Source organism: Rhodobacteraceae bacterium M382 (assembly GCA_025141015.1).
Lineage (GTDB): Bacteria > Pseudomonadota > Alphaproteobacteria > Rhodobacterales > Rhodobacteraceae > Aliisedimentitalea > Aliisedimentitalea scapharcae.
Genome location: CP081098.1, coordinates 2,440,272 through 2,456,947, shown reverse-complemented (window position 1 = coordinate 2,456,947; position 16,676 = coordinate 2,440,272). Strand labels below are relative to the sequence as shown.

Sequence of the window (16,676 nt, the reverse complement as noted above, 5' to 3'; positions counted from 1 at the left end):
GATGACATCGGTGTCTCTCCGGTTTGGAACCTCCGAGTCATCTGCCCAGCCAATCGACGTGCCGTCTCGCCACGCAGGTTTTTGTCACGTTCGACTTTCTTGTATCCCACAAAAAAACCGCCGCACATTCCGGGCAGGAATGGCGGCGGCAGGCATTGCGGTTCTCATGTGGGATCCAAAACACATCCGGTTGGACCATGAGGCGGGTCCGGGAAGGGATCGGTTTGGCAGGTCACCCCTCAATCATCATTGGGACAGGATGCGGATGTGTTGGCACGAGAGCGCAGGCAGAAACAGGTAAATCAAAAGCTCAGTTCAAGCCGGGTAGATGCAAGGCCCCCCACAACATGACACAGAGCGAAGCCGCACCAATCGCATCCTGAAGCAATGTTGCCTGGGAACGGGTGATAACAGTCTTGATCTGGGTCAGCATGACGAAACCTCCTTGGGGCGGTCCGTGCCAGGTGGCGCGGGATGCCGTTAAGCGTTTGTTGACCTTTTGTTCTCATTTTCAGGGGCTCAAGTAAAGAACTTTTTGAGAACATTTGTGAACTTTTCAGGGGAACATTGCTAACCAACTGAAATCAAACGAATGGCTTGATCTTGTTTCATCAACCACAGAAGCACCCGCGCTGCCTGTCCTCGTGGGGATTGCAAAGCCGGATCTGTTGCCAGCAGGGCCCGCGCGTCGCTTTGGGCCACGGCCATCAATCCAGCCTGTCGTTCGAGATCTGCCACCTGGAAACGGGGCAGCCCGGATTGCGCCGTTCCGATCATATCGCCTGCCCCGCGCATTTCCAGATCGGTTTCGGCGATGCGAAACCCATCTTCGGTTTCGCGCAACAGTTCCAACCGTCGTCGCCCGCCTTCGGTCAACGGTGCCTGATACATCAGCAAACAGGTCGACGCGGCCTCGCCGCGCCCCACACGTCCCCGCAACTGATGCAGCTGTGCCAACCCAAAGGTTTCGGCCCGTTCAATCACCATGATCGTCGCATTGGGCACGTTCACCCCAACTTCGATCACCGTGGTCGCGACCAGAACCTGGGTCTGGCCATTCTGAAAGGCCGCCATTGCCGCGTCCTTGTCCGCCACGGGCATCTGACCATGCACCAGACCAACAACCCCGTCACCCAGAACCGCCCGCAGATGCTTGAACCGCTCTTCGGCAGCTGTCAGGTCGCTGACCTCGGATTCATCCACCAACGGGCACACCCAATAACATTGACGCCCCTGGGACACGGCTTCGCGCAGATGGGACACAACTTCGTCCATACGTTCGGTTGCGATCACCGCCGTTCGAATGGGTTTGCGCCCTGGCGGCTTTTGATCCAGCACCGATACATCCATGTCGCCGTATTGCGCCAGCGACAAAGACCGTGGGATCGGTGTCGCCGTCATCACCAGAACATCCGCCGCCACACCTTTTTTCGCCAGCTCCAGCCGTTGCTGCACTCCAAAACGGTGTTGTTCGTCAATCACCGCCAATCGTAAATCGGCAAAAGAAACATCGGCCTGAAACACCGCGTGGGTCCCGACCAGGATCTGGATGGCACCGCGTTTCAACGCGTCCAGCTTGGTCCGGCGTTCGCTGCCTTTGTCGCGCCCGGTCAACAGCTCAACCACCACGCCTGCATCTTCGGCAAGCGGCTTCAGCCCCTCCATATGCTGCTGGGCCAGAATACCCGTGGGCGCCATCAACACCCCTTGTCCGCCAGCTTCGACAGCGGTCAGCAACGCCATAAAGGCCACCAGGGTTTTCCCTGCCCCGACATCACCTTGCAACAATCGGTTCATGCGATGATCATCTGCCATATCGGCAGCGATCTCGTCCATCGACCGCAATTGAGCCCCGGTCGGCTTGTATGGCAAGGCTGCGAGCACCCGCGCCCGCAACCGCCCGTCCCCTGAACTGCTGATCCCTTGTGCCTTGCGTTCACGCTGGCGTGCCAATGCAAGGGTCAACTGATGCGCCATCAATTCGTCATAGGCAAGACGCGCCCGCGCCGGAGCGTGTGGGGCCAGATCGTCAGCCCCCTGGGGCGCATGTGCCGCGAAAACAGCCTCCTGCCAGGTCGGCCAGTTTTCGGATTTGACCTGCGACGGGTCAATCCACTCGACCAGCTCAGGACTCCGCGTCAGGGTACGCGCCACCGCCTTGGCCATGGTTTTCTGTGTGACACCCTGTGTCAGGTGATACACCGGTTCAAAGTCCGGGATCGTATCCGCCTCGTCGACGGGAACCATATGATCGGGATGCACCATCTGCAGCATACCGTCAAACATCTCGAGCTTGCCCGACACAACCCGGCGGCTCCCTGTCGGGATCTGTGCTTCGAGATATCGGCTGCGTCCGTGGAAAAACACCAGCTGAAATTCGGTCTGCGCGTCTTCGACATGCACACGATAGGCGCCACCACGATTGCGGGCCGGCCTGTGCGCACCGATTGTCACTTCGACAGTCAGGGTCCCTGGAACTTCGGCCCCCTGAACCGTATCGCGTCGCCGTCTGTCAATCACTGAATAAGGCAGCGAAAACAACACATCACGCGGTGTTTTCAGGTCCAACTGTTCCAATAGACGTGCGGTCTTGGGCCCAACACCATCGAGCGTTTCCAACCCCGCAAACAGCGGGAAAAGGGATTCAGGTCGTCCGCTCATAGTCCCTCAATCAACGCCAACCAACCGTCTTCATCCACGGTTTCAACCCCCAATTCTGCCGCCTTCTTGGCCTTGGATCCCGCTCCCGGACCCGCAACCAGCAAATCGGTTTTCTTGGACACCGACCCGGAAACCTTGGCACCCAGCGCCTCGGCACGGGATTTGGCTTCGGCACGGCTCATCTTTTCCAAGGTTCCGGTGAACACGACGATCTTTCCCACAACCGGGCTGTCGGCGATCTTGGGGCGTTCCGCCTTTTGCACTTCCAACTGAGCAATCAGGGCGTCAATCGAGGCCCGTTCCGTATCCTGCGCAAAGGCCGCCACCAGCGCCCGAGCCATGACTTCACCCACTCCGTCAATGGACAACAGCGCGTCCCACTCTGGACCTTCGTGGTCAGACGCCTTGCTGATTGCGGCTTTAAAATCCTCCCAAGTGCCATAGTGATTGGCGATCAAATTCGATGCCGCTTCGCCAACGTGCCGGATGCCGAGTGCAAACAACAATCGTCCAAATCCAATTTTTCGTTTCTCTTCAATCGCCTGCCACAGGTTGTTCACACTTTGCGCGCCCCAGCCCTTGCGATTGGCCAGTTTGGTAAAATTGTTCGCGTCCCGGTCTTGCAGGGTAAAGATGTCAACCGGGCTGCGAATGGGCAACTGTTCATCTTCATAGAACATCTCAATCTGCTTGGCGCCCAGCCCTTCGATATCAAAGGCCTTGCGCGCGACAAAATGTTTTAGCTTCTCAACAGCTTGGGCCGGGCAAATAATGCCTCCAACACAGCGCCGTGCCGCATCTCCATCTTCGCGCACCGCGTCGCTGCCACATTCGGGACAGGTATCAGGGAACACGAACGCCAATGCCCCCTCTGGCCGTTTCGACAGATCCACATCGGCCACTTTCGGAATCACATCCCCGGCGCGATAGACCTGTACCCAATCACCAACCCGAATATCCTTGCCGCCACGGATCTCTTCGCCTTTGGAATCGCGACCCTGAATGTAATCTTCGTTGTGCAGCGTGGCGTTGGAGACCACAACGCCACCGACGGTAACCGGGGTCAGACGGGCGACCGGGCTGAGCGTGCCGGTCCGCCCAACCTGAATGTCGATCCCTTCGAGCCGGGTCCAGGCCAGTTCGGCCGGAAATTTATGCGCGATCGCCCAACGGGGCGTGGTCGAGCGAAACCCCAGCCGCCCCTGCAAGGACAGGTCGTCAACTTTGTAAACCACCCCGTCAATGTCATAGCCCAAACCGGCACGCTGCGCTTCGATGTCCCGGTAATGTGCCAACAGGGTTTCAGGCGTTTCACACTTCTTGGTTAATGGGTTGGTTTCAAACCCCAAATCGGCCAGCCGTTTGATCGCAGCCATTTGCGTGGATGCCAGTGGTTCGGACAAGGCGCCCCAACTGTAAGCAAAGAACCGCAATGGCCGCGTTTCGGTGACCCGGGCATCCAATTGTCGCAACGACCCCGCAGCCGCATTGCGCGGGTTGGCAAAAACCTTGTCGCCATTGTTTGTTTGGCGCGCGTTCAGATCGGCAAAATCCGCATGGGACATATAGACCTCGCCCCGCACCTCCAGCAGATCTGGTGCGCCCTGGATCGTCTGAGGAAGTCCCTGGATCATTCGGGCATTTGCGGTGACATTCTCGCCGGTTTCGCCATCTCCGCGTGTTGCCGCCTGAATCAGATGGCCCTTTTCGTACCGCAATGACAACGAAAGCCCATCAATTTTGGGCTCGGCTGTATAGGCCAATGGTGCATCCGCCGACAGACCCAGGTATTTGCGGATGGACGCGTCAAACGCCTGAACGTCGCCATCCTCAAACGCGTTGCCCAGAGACAGCATTCGGACGTCATGCGTGACCTTGCCGAAACCATCATCGACCGGTGCGCCAACCGTATCTTTTTGGGTCGCGCTGGCGGCCAAAACCGGGAATGCCTCGATCAGGGCCAGATACCGGCGTTTGGCAGCATCATACTCGGCGTCGGAGATCGATGGAGAATCGCTGCTGTGGTATTCTCTGTTGGCGGCCCAGAGCAAAGTCTGAAGCTCCAGAAATTCTTCGCGCGCAGTTTCTGGCGATAAGTTTTCGACCGGATGTTCCACGTTTTCCCCCGCTGTCACGCGCCTGCAAGATCACGTCCAGATCGGCGCCGAACGTCATAGATGCCCTCATACACGTTACGCGGCAAGAGCCAACAGCGCGACCACAGATTTTCGGATTTCTCGATCCTATGGGAAACTTGCACGTCGGGTTTTGTGCGCTTACCCGCCGTCAAAAAAACCGCCCAGCCCGAAGACATGCTGAGCGGTTTGGAAAAAGGAAATATTGCTTCCTGCCTCAAATTTTACGAGCGGATCCCATCCCCCGCGTTTTTTTAGGGGGCGGTCAGGCCCCAACGGCCATCCGGGCCCCTGGCATTTCCCCGTTCTGGGTTTCACGCAGGACATACCCACGTCCCCAAACGGTTTCGATATAGTTTTCACCGCCTGTTGCATTGCTCAGCTTTTTGCGAAGCTTGCAGATAAACACGTCGATGATCTTCAATTCGGGTTCATCCATGCCGCCATAGAGATGGTTCAGGAACATCTCCTTGGTCAGGGTTGTTCCCTTTCGCAGGCTCAGCAATTCCAGCATCTGGTATTCCTTGCCTGTCAGATGCACGGCCTGCCCCTCTGCTTCGACCGTCTTGGCGTCCAGGTTCACCGAAATCTTGCCTGTACGAATGATGGATTGGGAATGCCCCTTGGACCGACGGATGATCGCGTGGATTCGCGCGACCAGCTCTTCGCGGTGAAAGGGTTTGGTCAGGTAATCGTCCGCCCCAAATCCGAATCCCTTGATTTTATTTTCCGTGTCATCGGCCCCTGACAAAATCAGGATCGGTGTATCAATCCGTGCCAGACGCAATTGGCGCAGCACCTCGTGTCCGTTCATGTCCGGCAGATTGAGATCCAAAAGGATCAGATCGTAGTCGTACAGTTTTGCCAGATCGATCCCTTCTTCTCCCAAGTCCGTCGAATAGACGTTGAGATTGGCGTGCGTCAGCATCAGTTCGATACTTTTTGACGTCGTCGGATCGTCCTCGACCAAAAGAATGCGCATAATTTGTCTCCGCGTAAGTCCCCAGCTCATGGTTGTGTTAACCGTGACCAAAAATAGTTAACTCCACGTTACTGCGAGAACATTTATGTCAAAACAACTTAAGGTTGTCTATACTTTTTCAACGCGGTTGTCTTCAGTGCATCTTCGCCGTGATCCGCGACGGCGCAAACCCAGCTGCGAAACTCCTCATCGCTCAGCCCATAGGTGCGTATCGCTTCGTTTTGTCCGATCAACCCATACAGGACCCCCCGCACCACTGCAGCCTTGCGCGACGCCACCCAACGGCGGGTCGAAACAGGCGGAAGATCTGCACGTGTCATGACCGATCCATCAGGCAGGGTAACCGCCCGTGGCCCATCAACCTTTTTCAAAAACATGACCGTTCCTTTGTCCTTTCCGGGACAAGGTGGCCAAACAAGCTTAATGGAGTGTGAAACAACCCCTTGAGAGTCGCTAGGATTTTCATATATTCTGAACGGCCTTCCCAGGATCCAAGGAGACGCCGATATGGCGCTGGACAGTGAAACACCGCTGAACTCACTCGGCTTTGCCAAACCCCCGTCTGAAACGCGGGTCGTTGTTGCCATGTCAGGTGGTGTCGACAGCTCGGTCGTGGCCGCCCATCTGGCGGATCAGGGCTATGACGTGGTGGGCGTGACGCTGCAGCTGTATGACCATGGTGCTGCCCTGGCCAAAAAAGGGGCCTGTTGCGCCGGGATTGACATCCATGATGCCCGCCGTGTCGCCGAAGAACGCGGGTTCCCACATTACGTTCTGGATTATGAAAACATCTTCAAAGATGCAGTGATCGATGAATTCGCAGACAGCTATCTGGCGGGCGCAACGCCGGTGCCCTGCATTCGCTGCAACGAACGTGTCAAATTCAAGGACCTGTTGGAAACCGCGCGGGATCTGGAAGCCGACTGTATGGCCACCGGGCATTACATCCAACGCAAGATGGGGACCAATGGTGCAGAATTGCACAGCGCCGAAGACGCCAATCGCGATCAGTCCTATTTCCTGTTTTCAACCACGCCAGAGCAGTTGGATTATCTGCGCTTTCCGCTGGGTCATTTGCCATCCAAGGATGCGACCCGCGAGATGGCGGCGCAATACGGGTTGGCCGTGGCCGACAAACCCGATAGCCAGGACATCTGTTTCGTGCCCGACGGAAACTATGCCAGCGTCATCGAAAAACTGCGCCCCGGCGCGGTAGAGCCCGGTGAAATCGTGCATTCTGATGGTCGTGTGCTGGGCCAGCACAACGGGGTGATCCACTATACCATCGGTCAACGCCGCGGATTGGGGATCGGCGGGCTGAGCGAACCATTGTATGTGGTCAAGCTGGATGTGGACAGCAAACAGGTCGTTGTCGGCCCCAAAGAGCTGTTGGCGACACGGACCATCCCGGTCCGCGAGATCAACTGGTTGGGCGATGAGGCGTTTACCTCGCAGAAGGAATGGCATGTCTCGGTCAAGGTCCGTTCCACCCGTCCCCCACGCGAGGCGATCATCCGCCCGCTGTCAGACACCACGGCCGAAGTCGAACTTTTGACCCCCGAAGAAGGCGTGTCTCCGGGCCAGGCCTGTGTGTTCTACGAAAGCGACGGCAGCAGGATTTTTGGCGGCGGTTGGATCTGGCGTGGGTACTGACATAGCCTGTGACTGACACCGCCGGCTGCGGTCAATCCCTGTTCGATTTCCCCGAGCGTTCCAGCCCAGCCAGAACCGCACGTGCAGCGCGAAGCCCCGGGGCTTCGCCGCCCTCTCCCAATCGCTGCATGGTCAGCTCCATGGCCTGCTGTTGGGCCTCCGGGTGTTCAAGCACACTGTCCAGGGCCCGCGTCAGGTTCTCGGCGGTACAGTCCGGCCCAAGGCATTCGGGAACAACGCGCGTGTCACTGACCAGATTGACCAGGGTCACCGTATCAATCAGGGCTTTGCGTTTCATGATCTGCCAGGTCAGCCAGTTGAAATTGTATCCGATGACCATGGGCGTGCGGGCGGCAGCCAACTCCAAAGACACGGTCCCCGATGCCGCCATTGCCAGAGTCGCCCCCGCAAACGCCGCCCGTTTTCGGGTCAACGCCTGATCACGTGCCACATCCGCCGGGTCCAGAACAATCGTGTCAGCGGGCCAGCTTTGCATAGTTTGATGTAACAGGCTGGCCACCGGCCCTGCCGCAGGTACAACAATGCGAAACTGCGGGTGTTGCTGTTTGAACGCGCTCAGCGCGGCTCCAAACACGGGCGTCAGTCGCCCGACTTCGCCGCGCCGTGATCCGGGCAAAGCCAAGACATAAGGCGCATCACCGACGCCGCTTTCGACGCGAAACCGCGCGACATCCTCGTCGGTTGCCTTGGGTTCGGCGACCACGGGATGTCCGACAAAATCACACGCCATCCCCGCCGCAGTCATATAGGGCGGTTCAAACGACAAAAGGGCCAAAACATGGTCGATTACCCGGGCCATTTTGGCAGCACGCTCTGGCCGCCAGGCCCAGACCGATGGCGCCACATAATGCACGGTCCGAATAGAGCTGCTGGCTTTGACCAGCTTGGCCACCCGTAACGAAAAATCCGGGCTGTCGATCGTAATCAGCACATCGGGTTTGCTGTCCAGAACCGCCTGCGCGGTCTGAGCAATCCGCCGTTTCAGTTGGGCGTATTTGGGCAGGACTTCGAAAATACCCATGACGCTGAGTTCGTCCATTGGAAACAGAGAACTCAGCCCCTGTTCTTGCATGGATGGGCCACCTACCCCTTGGAATTCAACATCTTCTACCAATTCCCGCAAACCTGCCATCAGGGCACCGCCCAAACGGTCTCCCGACAACTCTCCGGCAAGGAGAAAGACGCGCATGGGGTCAGCCTTTTCGCAGCCAGAGGAACATGTCAAACCGGTCACAGGCGGCAATCACGGCCTCCTGGTCCAAAACGATGACCTGACCGGCCTGGACCACAATGCCGTTCAATCCCGCCCTGGCAGCCATCTCTACAGTTTCGGGCCCAATCGTGGGCAGATCCGCACGCAGATCCTGGCCCGCCTTGGGCGCCTTGTACAGCACCCCACCCGAGCCATCAGGGCGCTGTTCCAATGTCCCCAGCATCCAGTCGGTGCCAAAGACAGTTTCCATCGCCAAAACCTGACCACCCCGGACCGCACAGGCCTGACCTGTATCCGCAGCCGCCATGGCGGCCACGATTTCCTCTGCGCGGATCACATCGGCCCGATCCGCATCTGTGGGCTGGCGGCTGGTCGGCACTCCGGCGGTCATCAAAAGATCCGGGGCAATGTCATGGGCCGCGCGCACCGCGAACCCCTGCCTTTCGAGCAAGCCCATGATGGCGCGCAAAGCATTGTCATCTCCGCTGGTCAGCGCCTTTTGAAGAATCGGGATCAGCGGCAACGTCGCAGCATCCAACGCCGATGGGTCCAGCGCGGGACGGCGTACGGCACCGGCCAGACAGACATCGGTCACACCGCGGGCCTGGAGCTCGGCCAAAAAGCTGCCCAGATTTTCGATCCGAAATGTCAGCTGCGCGGGCACCTGATCGGGTTCGGACCCCTGCATGGCGCAGACCAGCGGGGGATGAGACAGCCGCGCCACGAGTTCGCGAGGCAACGCACCGGTTCCGGCGATCAATGCCAGCATCCGTTCAGCCCCCCGGTGTCAGGAAAGAACGGTCGCTGTTCCCGGTCACGAAATCGACGATCTCCTGAACATAGTCGCTATCGGTTTCACCACCCAGGCGTCGGGCGCGCTCCTGAAACGTGCCTTCGCCCTGTGCCAACATCTGAAAGGCCGCCCGCAGCGCTGTTATGTCAGACCGCGCGACACCACGGCGTTTCAGGCCAACCAGGTTCAACCCATCCAGTTCGCCCCGCGGCGCCTGAACCAAACCAAAGGGAATGACGTCATTTGTCACCATGGTCACGGCACCGACAATCGCCCCCCGACCGATGCGGACAAATTGATGAATACCCGACAACCCACCGATGATCACATTGTCTTCGAGCACACAATGTCCGGCGATCGCCGCCGAATTGACCACGATCACATTATTGCCCACATGGGCATCATGGGCGATGTGACACCCCGCCATGAACAGGCCATCATCGCCGATCTTGGTCAGGCCGCCGCCACCTTCCGTTCCGGGGTTCATGGTCACATGTTCCCGGATGCGGTTGCGCTTGCCAATCACCAGGCGGCATTTCTCGCCCTTGAATTTCAGGTCCTGCGGGATTTCCCCGATGACGGCAAAGGAGAAGACCACCGTGTCATCCCCAATCTCTGTGTCGCCAGTGATGACCACATGGCTTTTGAGCACCACACGGTCGCCCAGCCGGACATCCGAGCCAACCACACAGAACGGTCCGATTTCGACATCGGCCCCCAATTGCGCGCCTTCTTCGATCACGGCGCTGGGGTGAATACCACTCATTCTCAGGCGCCCTGTGTGTCGATCATGGCGGTGAATTCGGCTTCGGCTGCCACTTCCCCTTCGACCACGGCTTTGCCCGCAAATTTAAAGATCTTGCCACCCGGTTTGCCACGCACGGTCGTGACATGCATTTCCAGCACATCACCGGGCACCACCTTGCGGCGGAATTTGCATTTATCGATGTTCATGAAATAGATCAGCAGATCGGTATCAACCATATCCATGCCGATCCCCAGCATGACACCAGCGGTCTGGGCCATTGCCTCGACAATGGTCACACCCGGCATGATCGGCGTTCCGGGGAAGTGACCCTGGAAATGCGGCTCGTTCATGGTGACATTCTTGATGCCCCGAGCCGAGCTGTAGCCATCAATGTCCATGACCTTGTCCACCAACAGAAAAGGATAGCGATGCGGCAGGATCCGCTGGATCATCTGGATGTCTGCGCTCTTCAGCTCTTGGGTCATGTTGCGTGTCCTGTCTTTTCTTCGAGTTGTCCGTGTGACTAGCAATCCACAGCGCTTTGGGCAAGCAGACCTATTGATCCGGATCTTGTTCTGTTATGGCCCCATCTCCCAGCACCAGATCAATCCGCGCAATCGCGAGATCAGTCACATCCGTCGCATTGGCGCTGAGAAACACGCTGGCCCTTTCCAGAATCACGCTCGCCTTGGCGTCGCGCATCATCGTCTCCAGAACCGGAGCCGCCGCGTTCAGAAATTCGATCCGGGCATTGTCCGACTGTTGGGCCAACGCGCGTGCCTTGGCATCCTGTTCGCGTCGGATCTGGCGGACCTTTTCGTCAAAGGCATTCGCAAGAACGCGGAACGCATCCGCATCCATACCCGGCCTGCGATCGGTCAGTTCCTGTTCTTCGGTCGTCAATTGCGCCTCGATCTGACGGTTTTCAGCCGCCAACACCGCGCTCTCGGCCTCGATCAAACGGGCAACCCGTCGTCCGAACTTGCTTTCTGCAAACAACCGTTCGGATGCAATCGTCAAAATGACGCTTTGTGGAATTCCCAATTGCTGAGCTCGCGCTTCCACGGTCTCAAAAGCAAGAAATGCCAGCGATACAAAGATCGCCAGCATTCCGTTTTGTGTTCGTTTCAACAGGTCTGGCACAATCAGAACTTGGCCTGGAGCGTGAGGTCGAAGGATTGTTCCTTGTCAAAGGTTTCCTTTTTGAGCGCGTTGCTAAAGTTGAAGCGCAGCGGGCCAAAGGCCGTGTCCCACAGAACCGAGAACCCGATAACATGGCGGAACGAACTGTTCGCACCGACCACGGTCGCCCCGGCCGTGTTCACATTCTTCAGATCCCACAAATTGCCGATGTCATAGAACACACCGCCCCGGACACCCAATTCTTCGGGAAGACCCAGCGGGAATTCCGCTTCGAGCTTGGCAATGGCATAGAGGTTGCCACCCAATGCATCATCGACAGTCGTTGCGCCCACGACAGACTGGTCACGTGGGCCAATACCGCCGGGCTCAAAGCCGCGGAATACGTCTGGCCCCAGCAGAAAGCGGTCGATTGTCCGGCTATTGCCGCCACCGCGCCAATTGAACATGCCGCCTTCGATCGTGGCCCGCAGGGTCACTTCCTCGTTCAGGACAAGGGTCTGAGCAATCGCCTTGGCGCTGGTCTTGACATATTTGTTGTCGCCACCCAACCCGGCATAATCCGCCCCTGCTTCGAACAGGAAACCGGCATTCGGGTTCAGGCCAGTCAAACGGCTGTCATAGGTATAGGTGAACCCAAGACCGCTGGAGGTCAAAGCCCCCAGGCCGATTTCGCTGGTTTGAACCGGGCCCAATGGAACCGCTGTACCGCGGCTCAACATTTCGTCGTCGCTCCAGAAATACTTCAGACGCAATCTTGAATTCTCACCGGTCTGAAATGTCAGGCCCGGCTGAAAGAACAGGGTTTCGCTGTCATAATTGGCAAAACTGGAATCAACGGTCGCCAAACCCAGGTCCAGATCAAATCGAAGCTGACGTCCCAGCAGGTTCGGTTCAGAAAAGCCCAGAACATATTGTTCTGCGTCCTGTGCCGTCGAAACCTGGAACGACAGTCTTTGACCGCGACCGAGGAAGTTGTTTTCCGTGAGGCCAACCGCCACACCGATCCCGTTGGCAACCGAATAGCTACCACCCAGGCTGAGCGATCCGGTCGGCTGTTCGGCAACATCGACGTCGACAACAACCTGATCCGTTGACGAACCTTCGCGCACATCCACCCCGGCGGTTTCAAAGAACCCCAAAGCCCGAATGCGTTCAGCACTTTGACGGATTTCGCGCGGGTTGAAGGGGTCGCCTTCGGCAATCCGGAACTGGTTGCGGATCACCCGGTCCAATGTGGTTGTATTGCCTTCGATATCGATGCGTTCGACAAAGATGCGCGGCCCACGTGTCAGTGCAAATTCAACATCCAGGGTCAGATCCCGATCATTGCGGCTGATCCGGGGTTCGACCCGCAAAAAGTCGATACCTTTGCGAATGGCCAGACGTTCCATGCGCGCGATCGAGTTTTCGATCAGAGCCGGTGAATAGATGACGCCCGGTTTGATCTTGAGCGCCTCTTGGAATTCATCGGCGTCTGCCTCGGACATTTCGCTGACAGTGCTGATTTGACCGAACGAGAACTGCTGACCTTCGGTCACATCCAGAACCAGGAAAAACGCATCCCGCTCCCGCGCCAGTTCAGCGTTGGCGCTGTTGACGCGGAAATCGACATAGCCACGCGACAGATAGAAATCGCGCATGACCTGCTTGTCGAATTCGATGCGGTCTTCGATCAGGGTATCGGACCGGATAAAGGCGCGCAGAATACCGGCCTGTTTGGTTTCCAGAACCCGACGCAGACGACGGTCCGAATAGACACGGTTGCCAACAAAGCTGACCCGTTCGACTTCGATTGTATCGCCTTCGCCAATTTCAAAGATCAGATCAACGCGGTTATCGCTGCGACGAATGATCCGGGGCGTTACACGGGCAGACAAACGGCCCTGCTGGGAATATGCCTCGGCAATGATGGCGGCATCGTCTTCGGCCTGCCCCGGGTTGAACACGCGGCGCGGCGCCGATGCGATCAGCCCTTCCAACGCTTCGTCCTTGATTCGCCGGTTGCCTTCGAAATTGACGCGGTTGATCGTCGGGAATTCTGCAACTGAAATCACCAGCGTGCTGCCACGCGGGTCCAGTTCAACTGTCTCAAAAACACCACTGTCAAGGATACGTTGGTAGGCATCATTCAGCTCGCCTGCTGAAATCGTCTGGCCCCGTTCGATTCCCGTATAGGCAATGATAGTGGACGTTTCGATCCGCTGATTGCCTTCGACTTTGACCGAGTTGAAGCGGTAATTCTGCGCCTGTGCCGGGCTGGCAAACGCGATAAGCACCGACATGCAAACAAGAAATAGTGCCGGTATGAAATGATACAACATATAGCAGCGCTGGTTGCGCATAGCGCAGGATATTCCTACGTTTTTCCCCAAACCCATCTTTTCAAACCCAGAATTATGGCAGCATTAGCATGTGACTAACGGGTCTGAAGACGGTTGTCAAAACCAAGAAAAAGGCGCGCATCCTGTTGGCTGCGCACCGCTTGTCTTGTCAGGCCTGTCAGTCGGGAATCAGAGACCGCCCAGCCAGGCTCCGGTCGCCAGGGCAACCACAATGGCCCCCAGGAAAAGCATCCGGTCCCAATTCAGCTCCATAACCAGACTCAAGCCGCGATATGACTGCTGTAGAGTGCTCATTTTCTGTCCCTTCTGTCCTTTCCCATGTCCCCGCCACCGGCAGAGACAGCCCGTCAGTTCTGACAAAAATACCGGGCGAATGTGGCAGGACTTGGGCAGGACTGGGGCAGTGGCGCGATCACTCCGCGCCACCCCTCCAATTCAGAAAGATCAGCAGAACAGATCGTTGCTCAGCGCAAACACCATCAGCGACAGGATCAGACCAAAGCCGATGGTCATGAGAACCCGCAACGCCGCATCGCTGGGCGGCTTGCCGGTGACGGCTTCATAGGCATAAAACACCAGATGTCCGCCATCCAGCGCCGGTATTGGGAACAGGTTCAACAGCCCCACTGCCGTAGACAAGACGGCAATGAACCAGATAAAGCTCTGTGTTCCCTGGCTTGCCACTTCGCCGGATGTCTGGGCAATCCCCAAAGGACCGGACATATTGCAGGTGCTGATCGCGCCTGTCACCATATGCCACAGACCTGACAACGACCCTTGCACGATGGCAAATGTTTGGGAGACCCCGCCGGTCAATGCCTGCCACGGGCCAGCGGTTTCGGTAGCCGGGTCAAAGGCCATGCCACCGACAATGCCGATCCTCCAATGCGTCACAAACCCGCCATCGGGCTGCGGTTCATCCGTGCGGCGTGGAGCCAGGGCAAACTCCAGCGTCTGGCCATTGCGCCAGACGTCCAGCAACAATGCTCGCCCGTCCGAACCTTCGACAATTTCCTTGAGCTGATCAAAGGCAAAGATCGGGTTGCCGTCCACGGCCGTAATGACATCGCCTGCCTGCAGCTCGATATCCATCGCCGCGCTGCGCGGCGCGACCAGCGTGATATGAGCCGGGAACAGGTACGGACCGCGCACGGTCATTACCTGGCCCTGTCGCAGCACGTCGTAATCCAATGTGGCCTGTTGTGGAATGGCTGCGGTAAAGGCGCTCCAAGCGTCGGCATCGTCGAATTTGGGGGTCGCAGTTCCGGCTATGGCAACAATCTCGTCACCCTCCCGCAACTCCTGCACGCTGCCGGGCAATGGTTTCAGTTCTCCAACGGTCAGCGGATCGCTGGCGACACCGCGCAACATGAAGATCACCGCAAACACCCCAATCGACAGGGCAAAGTTGAACACCGGTCCGGCCGCCACGGTGGCCGTACGGGCCCACAAAGGCGCGCCATGCATGGTCTTGCGCAGAAATGCCGGATCCTGTGACGCTTCGGCCATGGTGTCCTCATCCTTGCCCGAGGCCGCATTGGCATCGCCCAGAAATTTGACATAACCGCCAAACGGCAACAAGGCCACCTGCCAGCGGGTGCCGCGTTTGTCGATCCGGCTGTATAAAACCGGACCAAACCCCAACGAAAACACTTCGGGATGAATACCGGACCAGCGCCCGACAATATAATGACCATACTCATGCACGGCCACGATGACAGACAAGGCCACCACAAAGGCGATCAACGTCTGAATGACATTCCCGAATTGCGGAATGAGTGAAACAATATCCAAAAGACTACCCTGCCCGTTCTGTCATGACCTTGTCGGCATACTCTCTTGCCAAGTGGTCTGTTTGTGTCACGTTATCAAGGGTCATTGGGGCATCAATAAGACCCGCCAATGGACCTTTCTGGGCCTGAAACCGGGTGAGAACCTCTTCGACGATCTCGGCCATGTCGAGAAACCCCACCCGACCCGCGATAAAGCCATCCAACGCACGTTCCTTGGCCGCATTGAACACCGCCCCAGCCAAACCACCCTGGGCCATGACATCCCGCGCCAGCCGCAGCGCGGGATAGCGCGCGTCTTCGGGGGCACGGAAATTCAGTTGCGACACCTGTGCCAGATCCAGACGCGCCACCGGCAGATCGCGTCGATCCGGCCAATGCAGCGCATAGCCGATGGCGTGACGCATGTCCGGTGCCCCAAGATGCGCCATCAACGCGCCATCGCGGAAACCGACCAGCGCGTGGATCATCGATTCAGGGTGTATGATGACTTCGATCTGTTCGGGGGATATCCCGAAATACTCACGCGTTTCAATGACTTCCAACGCCTTGTTAAACATTGATGCGCTGTCGATCGTGATCCGCTGTCCCATGTCCCAATTCGGATGGGCCGACGCCTGTTCCAGGGTCGCATTGCGCAAGGCGTCCAATGGCCAATCGCGGAACGCACCACCGGATGCGGTGATGATTATACGTTCAACCGCGTCCATGTCTTCGCCTACCAACGCCTGAAACACTGCTGAATGTTCGCTGTCTACTGGCAACAGGCGGGCGTTGTTCTGGCGCGCCGTCTCCAGCACCAGCGCTCCGGCACAGACCAAAGATTCCTTGTTGGCCAGCGCCAGCGTCGCCCCCTGTTTCAGGGCCTCCAGCCCCGGTGCCAGACCGGCAGCCCCCACAATGGCCGACATGACCCAATCTGCGGGACGGGCACCGGCTTCGGTCAGGGCCGCCTGCCCTGCGGCGACTTCGATACCGGTGTCGGCAAGAGCCGCACGCAGGTCATCCAGCCGGTCTTCAAAGGCTGTCACGGCCAGATCGGCCCGCACCGCAACCGCGTCCTGCGCCAGTTGCGCAATGTTGTGCCCGCCGGTCACGGCCACAACGTCATATCCGGCCGGATCGCGGCGGATCAGATCAAGCGTGTTTTGACCGATGGAGCCTGTCGCGCCAAAAATGGAAACCCGCCGCATGT

Annotated in this window: 13 protein-coding genes; 1 reads left to right on the top strand and 12 read right to left on the bottom strand. The window is 57.9% G+C overall.

The annotated features are described in order from the left end of the window. Window positions 1-570: 570 nt before the first annotated feature. The 4 genes from recG to K3727_11435 form a co-directional block, all read right to left on the bottom strand. Window positions 571-2,661: an ATP-dependent DNA helicase RecG gene (gene recG / locus K3727_11450; protein UWQ89445.1), complete on the bottom strand. Its 2,091-nt coding sequence runs from the start codon at window positions 2,659-2,661 to the stop codon at window positions 571-573. After that, on the bottom strand, window positions 2,658-4,778 hold the full coding sequence (ligA, locus tag K3727_11445; protein UWQ89444.1) for an NAD-dependent DNA ligase LigA: 2,121 nt from the start codon (window positions 4,776-4,778) through the stop codon (window positions 2,658-2,660). The genes recG and ligA overlap by 4 nt, the downstream gene beginning before the upstream one ends. Before the next feature lie 283 nt (window positions 4,779-5,061). Next, on the bottom strand, window positions 5,062-5,778 hold the full coding sequence (locus K3727_11440; GenBank protein UWQ89443.1) for a response regulator transcription factor: 717 nt from the start codon (window positions 5,776-5,778) through the stop codon (window positions 5,062-5,064). Window positions 5,779-5,876: 98 nt separating this feature from the next. Next, window positions 5,877-6,155: a DUF1153 domain-containing protein gene (locus K3727_11435; protein ID UWQ89442.1), complete on the bottom strand. Its 279-nt coding sequence runs from the start codon at window positions 6,153-6,155 to the stop codon at window positions 5,877-5,879. A 130-nt stretch (window positions 6,156-6,285) separates the two neighbouring features. On the opposite strand from K3727_11435, the gene mnmA reads away from it, so the two are divergent. Beyond that, window positions 6,286-7,431: a tRNA 2-thiouridine(34) synthase MnmA gene (gene mnmA / locus K3727_11430; GenBank protein ID UWQ89441.1), complete on the top strand. Its 1,146-nt coding sequence runs from the start codon at window positions 6,286-6,288 to the stop codon at window positions 7,429-7,431. A 31-nt stretch (window positions 7,432-7,462) separates the two neighbouring features. On the opposite strand, the gene lpxB is transcribed toward mnmA, so the two are convergent. From lpxB to dxr, 8 genes are all read right to left on the bottom strand, one after another. Next, the gene (lpxB, locus tag K3727_11425) at window positions 7,463-8,641 is read right to left on the bottom strand and encodes a lipid-A-disaccharide synthase (protein ID UWQ89440.1); all 1,179 of its coding nucleotides are present in this window, start codon (window positions 8,639-8,641) and stop codon (window positions 7,463-7,465) included. 4 nt (window positions 8,642-8,645) lie between these two features. Then, window positions 8,646-9,434, bottom strand: coding sequence for a UDP-2,3-diacylglucosamine diphosphatase LpxI (gene lpxI, locus K3727_11420; protein UWQ89439.1), 789 nt, complete (start codon window positions 9,432-9,434; stop codon window positions 8,646-8,648). Window positions 9,435-9,438: 4 nt separating this feature from the next. Beyond that, window positions 9,439-10,224, bottom strand: coding sequence for an acyl-ACP--UDP-N-acetylglucosamine O-acyltransferase (gene lpxA / locus K3727_11415; protein ID UWQ89438.1), 786 nt, complete (start codon window positions 10,222-10,224; stop codon window positions 9,439-9,441). Window positions 10,225-10,226: 2 nt separating this feature from the next. Further along, window positions 10,227-10,691, bottom strand: coding sequence for a 3-hydroxyacyl-ACP dehydratase FabZ (gene fabZ, locus K3727_11410; GenBank protein UWQ89437.1), 465 nt, complete (start codon window positions 10,689-10,691; stop codon window positions 10,227-10,229). Window positions 10,692-10,761: 70 nt separating this feature from the next. Then, window positions 10,762-11,316, bottom strand: a complete 555-nt coding sequence (locus tag K3727_11405) for an OmpH family outer membrane protein (GenBank protein ID UWQ93352.1) — start codon at window positions 11,314-11,316, stop codon at window positions 10,762-10,764. Window positions 11,317-11,351: 35 nt separating this feature from the next. Further along, window positions 11,352-13,727, bottom strand: a complete 2,376-nt coding sequence (gene bamA, locus K3727_11400; GenBank protein UWQ89436.1) for an outer membrane protein assembly factor BamA — start codon at window positions 13,725-13,727, stop codon at window positions 11,352-11,354. Window positions 13,728-14,135: 408 nt separating this feature from the next. Further along, window positions 14,136-15,485 carry an RIP metalloprotease RseP gene (rseP, locus tag K3727_11395; GenBank protein ID UWQ89435.1) on the bottom strand — a complete coding sequence of 450 codons (1,350 nt, stop codon included), beginning with the start codon at window positions 15,483-15,485 and terminating at the stop codon, window positions 14,136-14,138. Window positions 15,486-15,489: 4 nt separating this feature from the next. Beyond that, window positions 15,490-16,674: a 1-deoxy-D-xylulose-5-phosphate reductoisomerase gene (dxr, locus tag K3727_11390; protein UWQ89434.1), complete on the bottom strand. Its 1,185-nt coding sequence runs from the start codon at window positions 16,672-16,674 to the stop codon at window positions 15,490-15,492. Window positions 16,675-16,676: the final 2 nt, after the last annotated feature.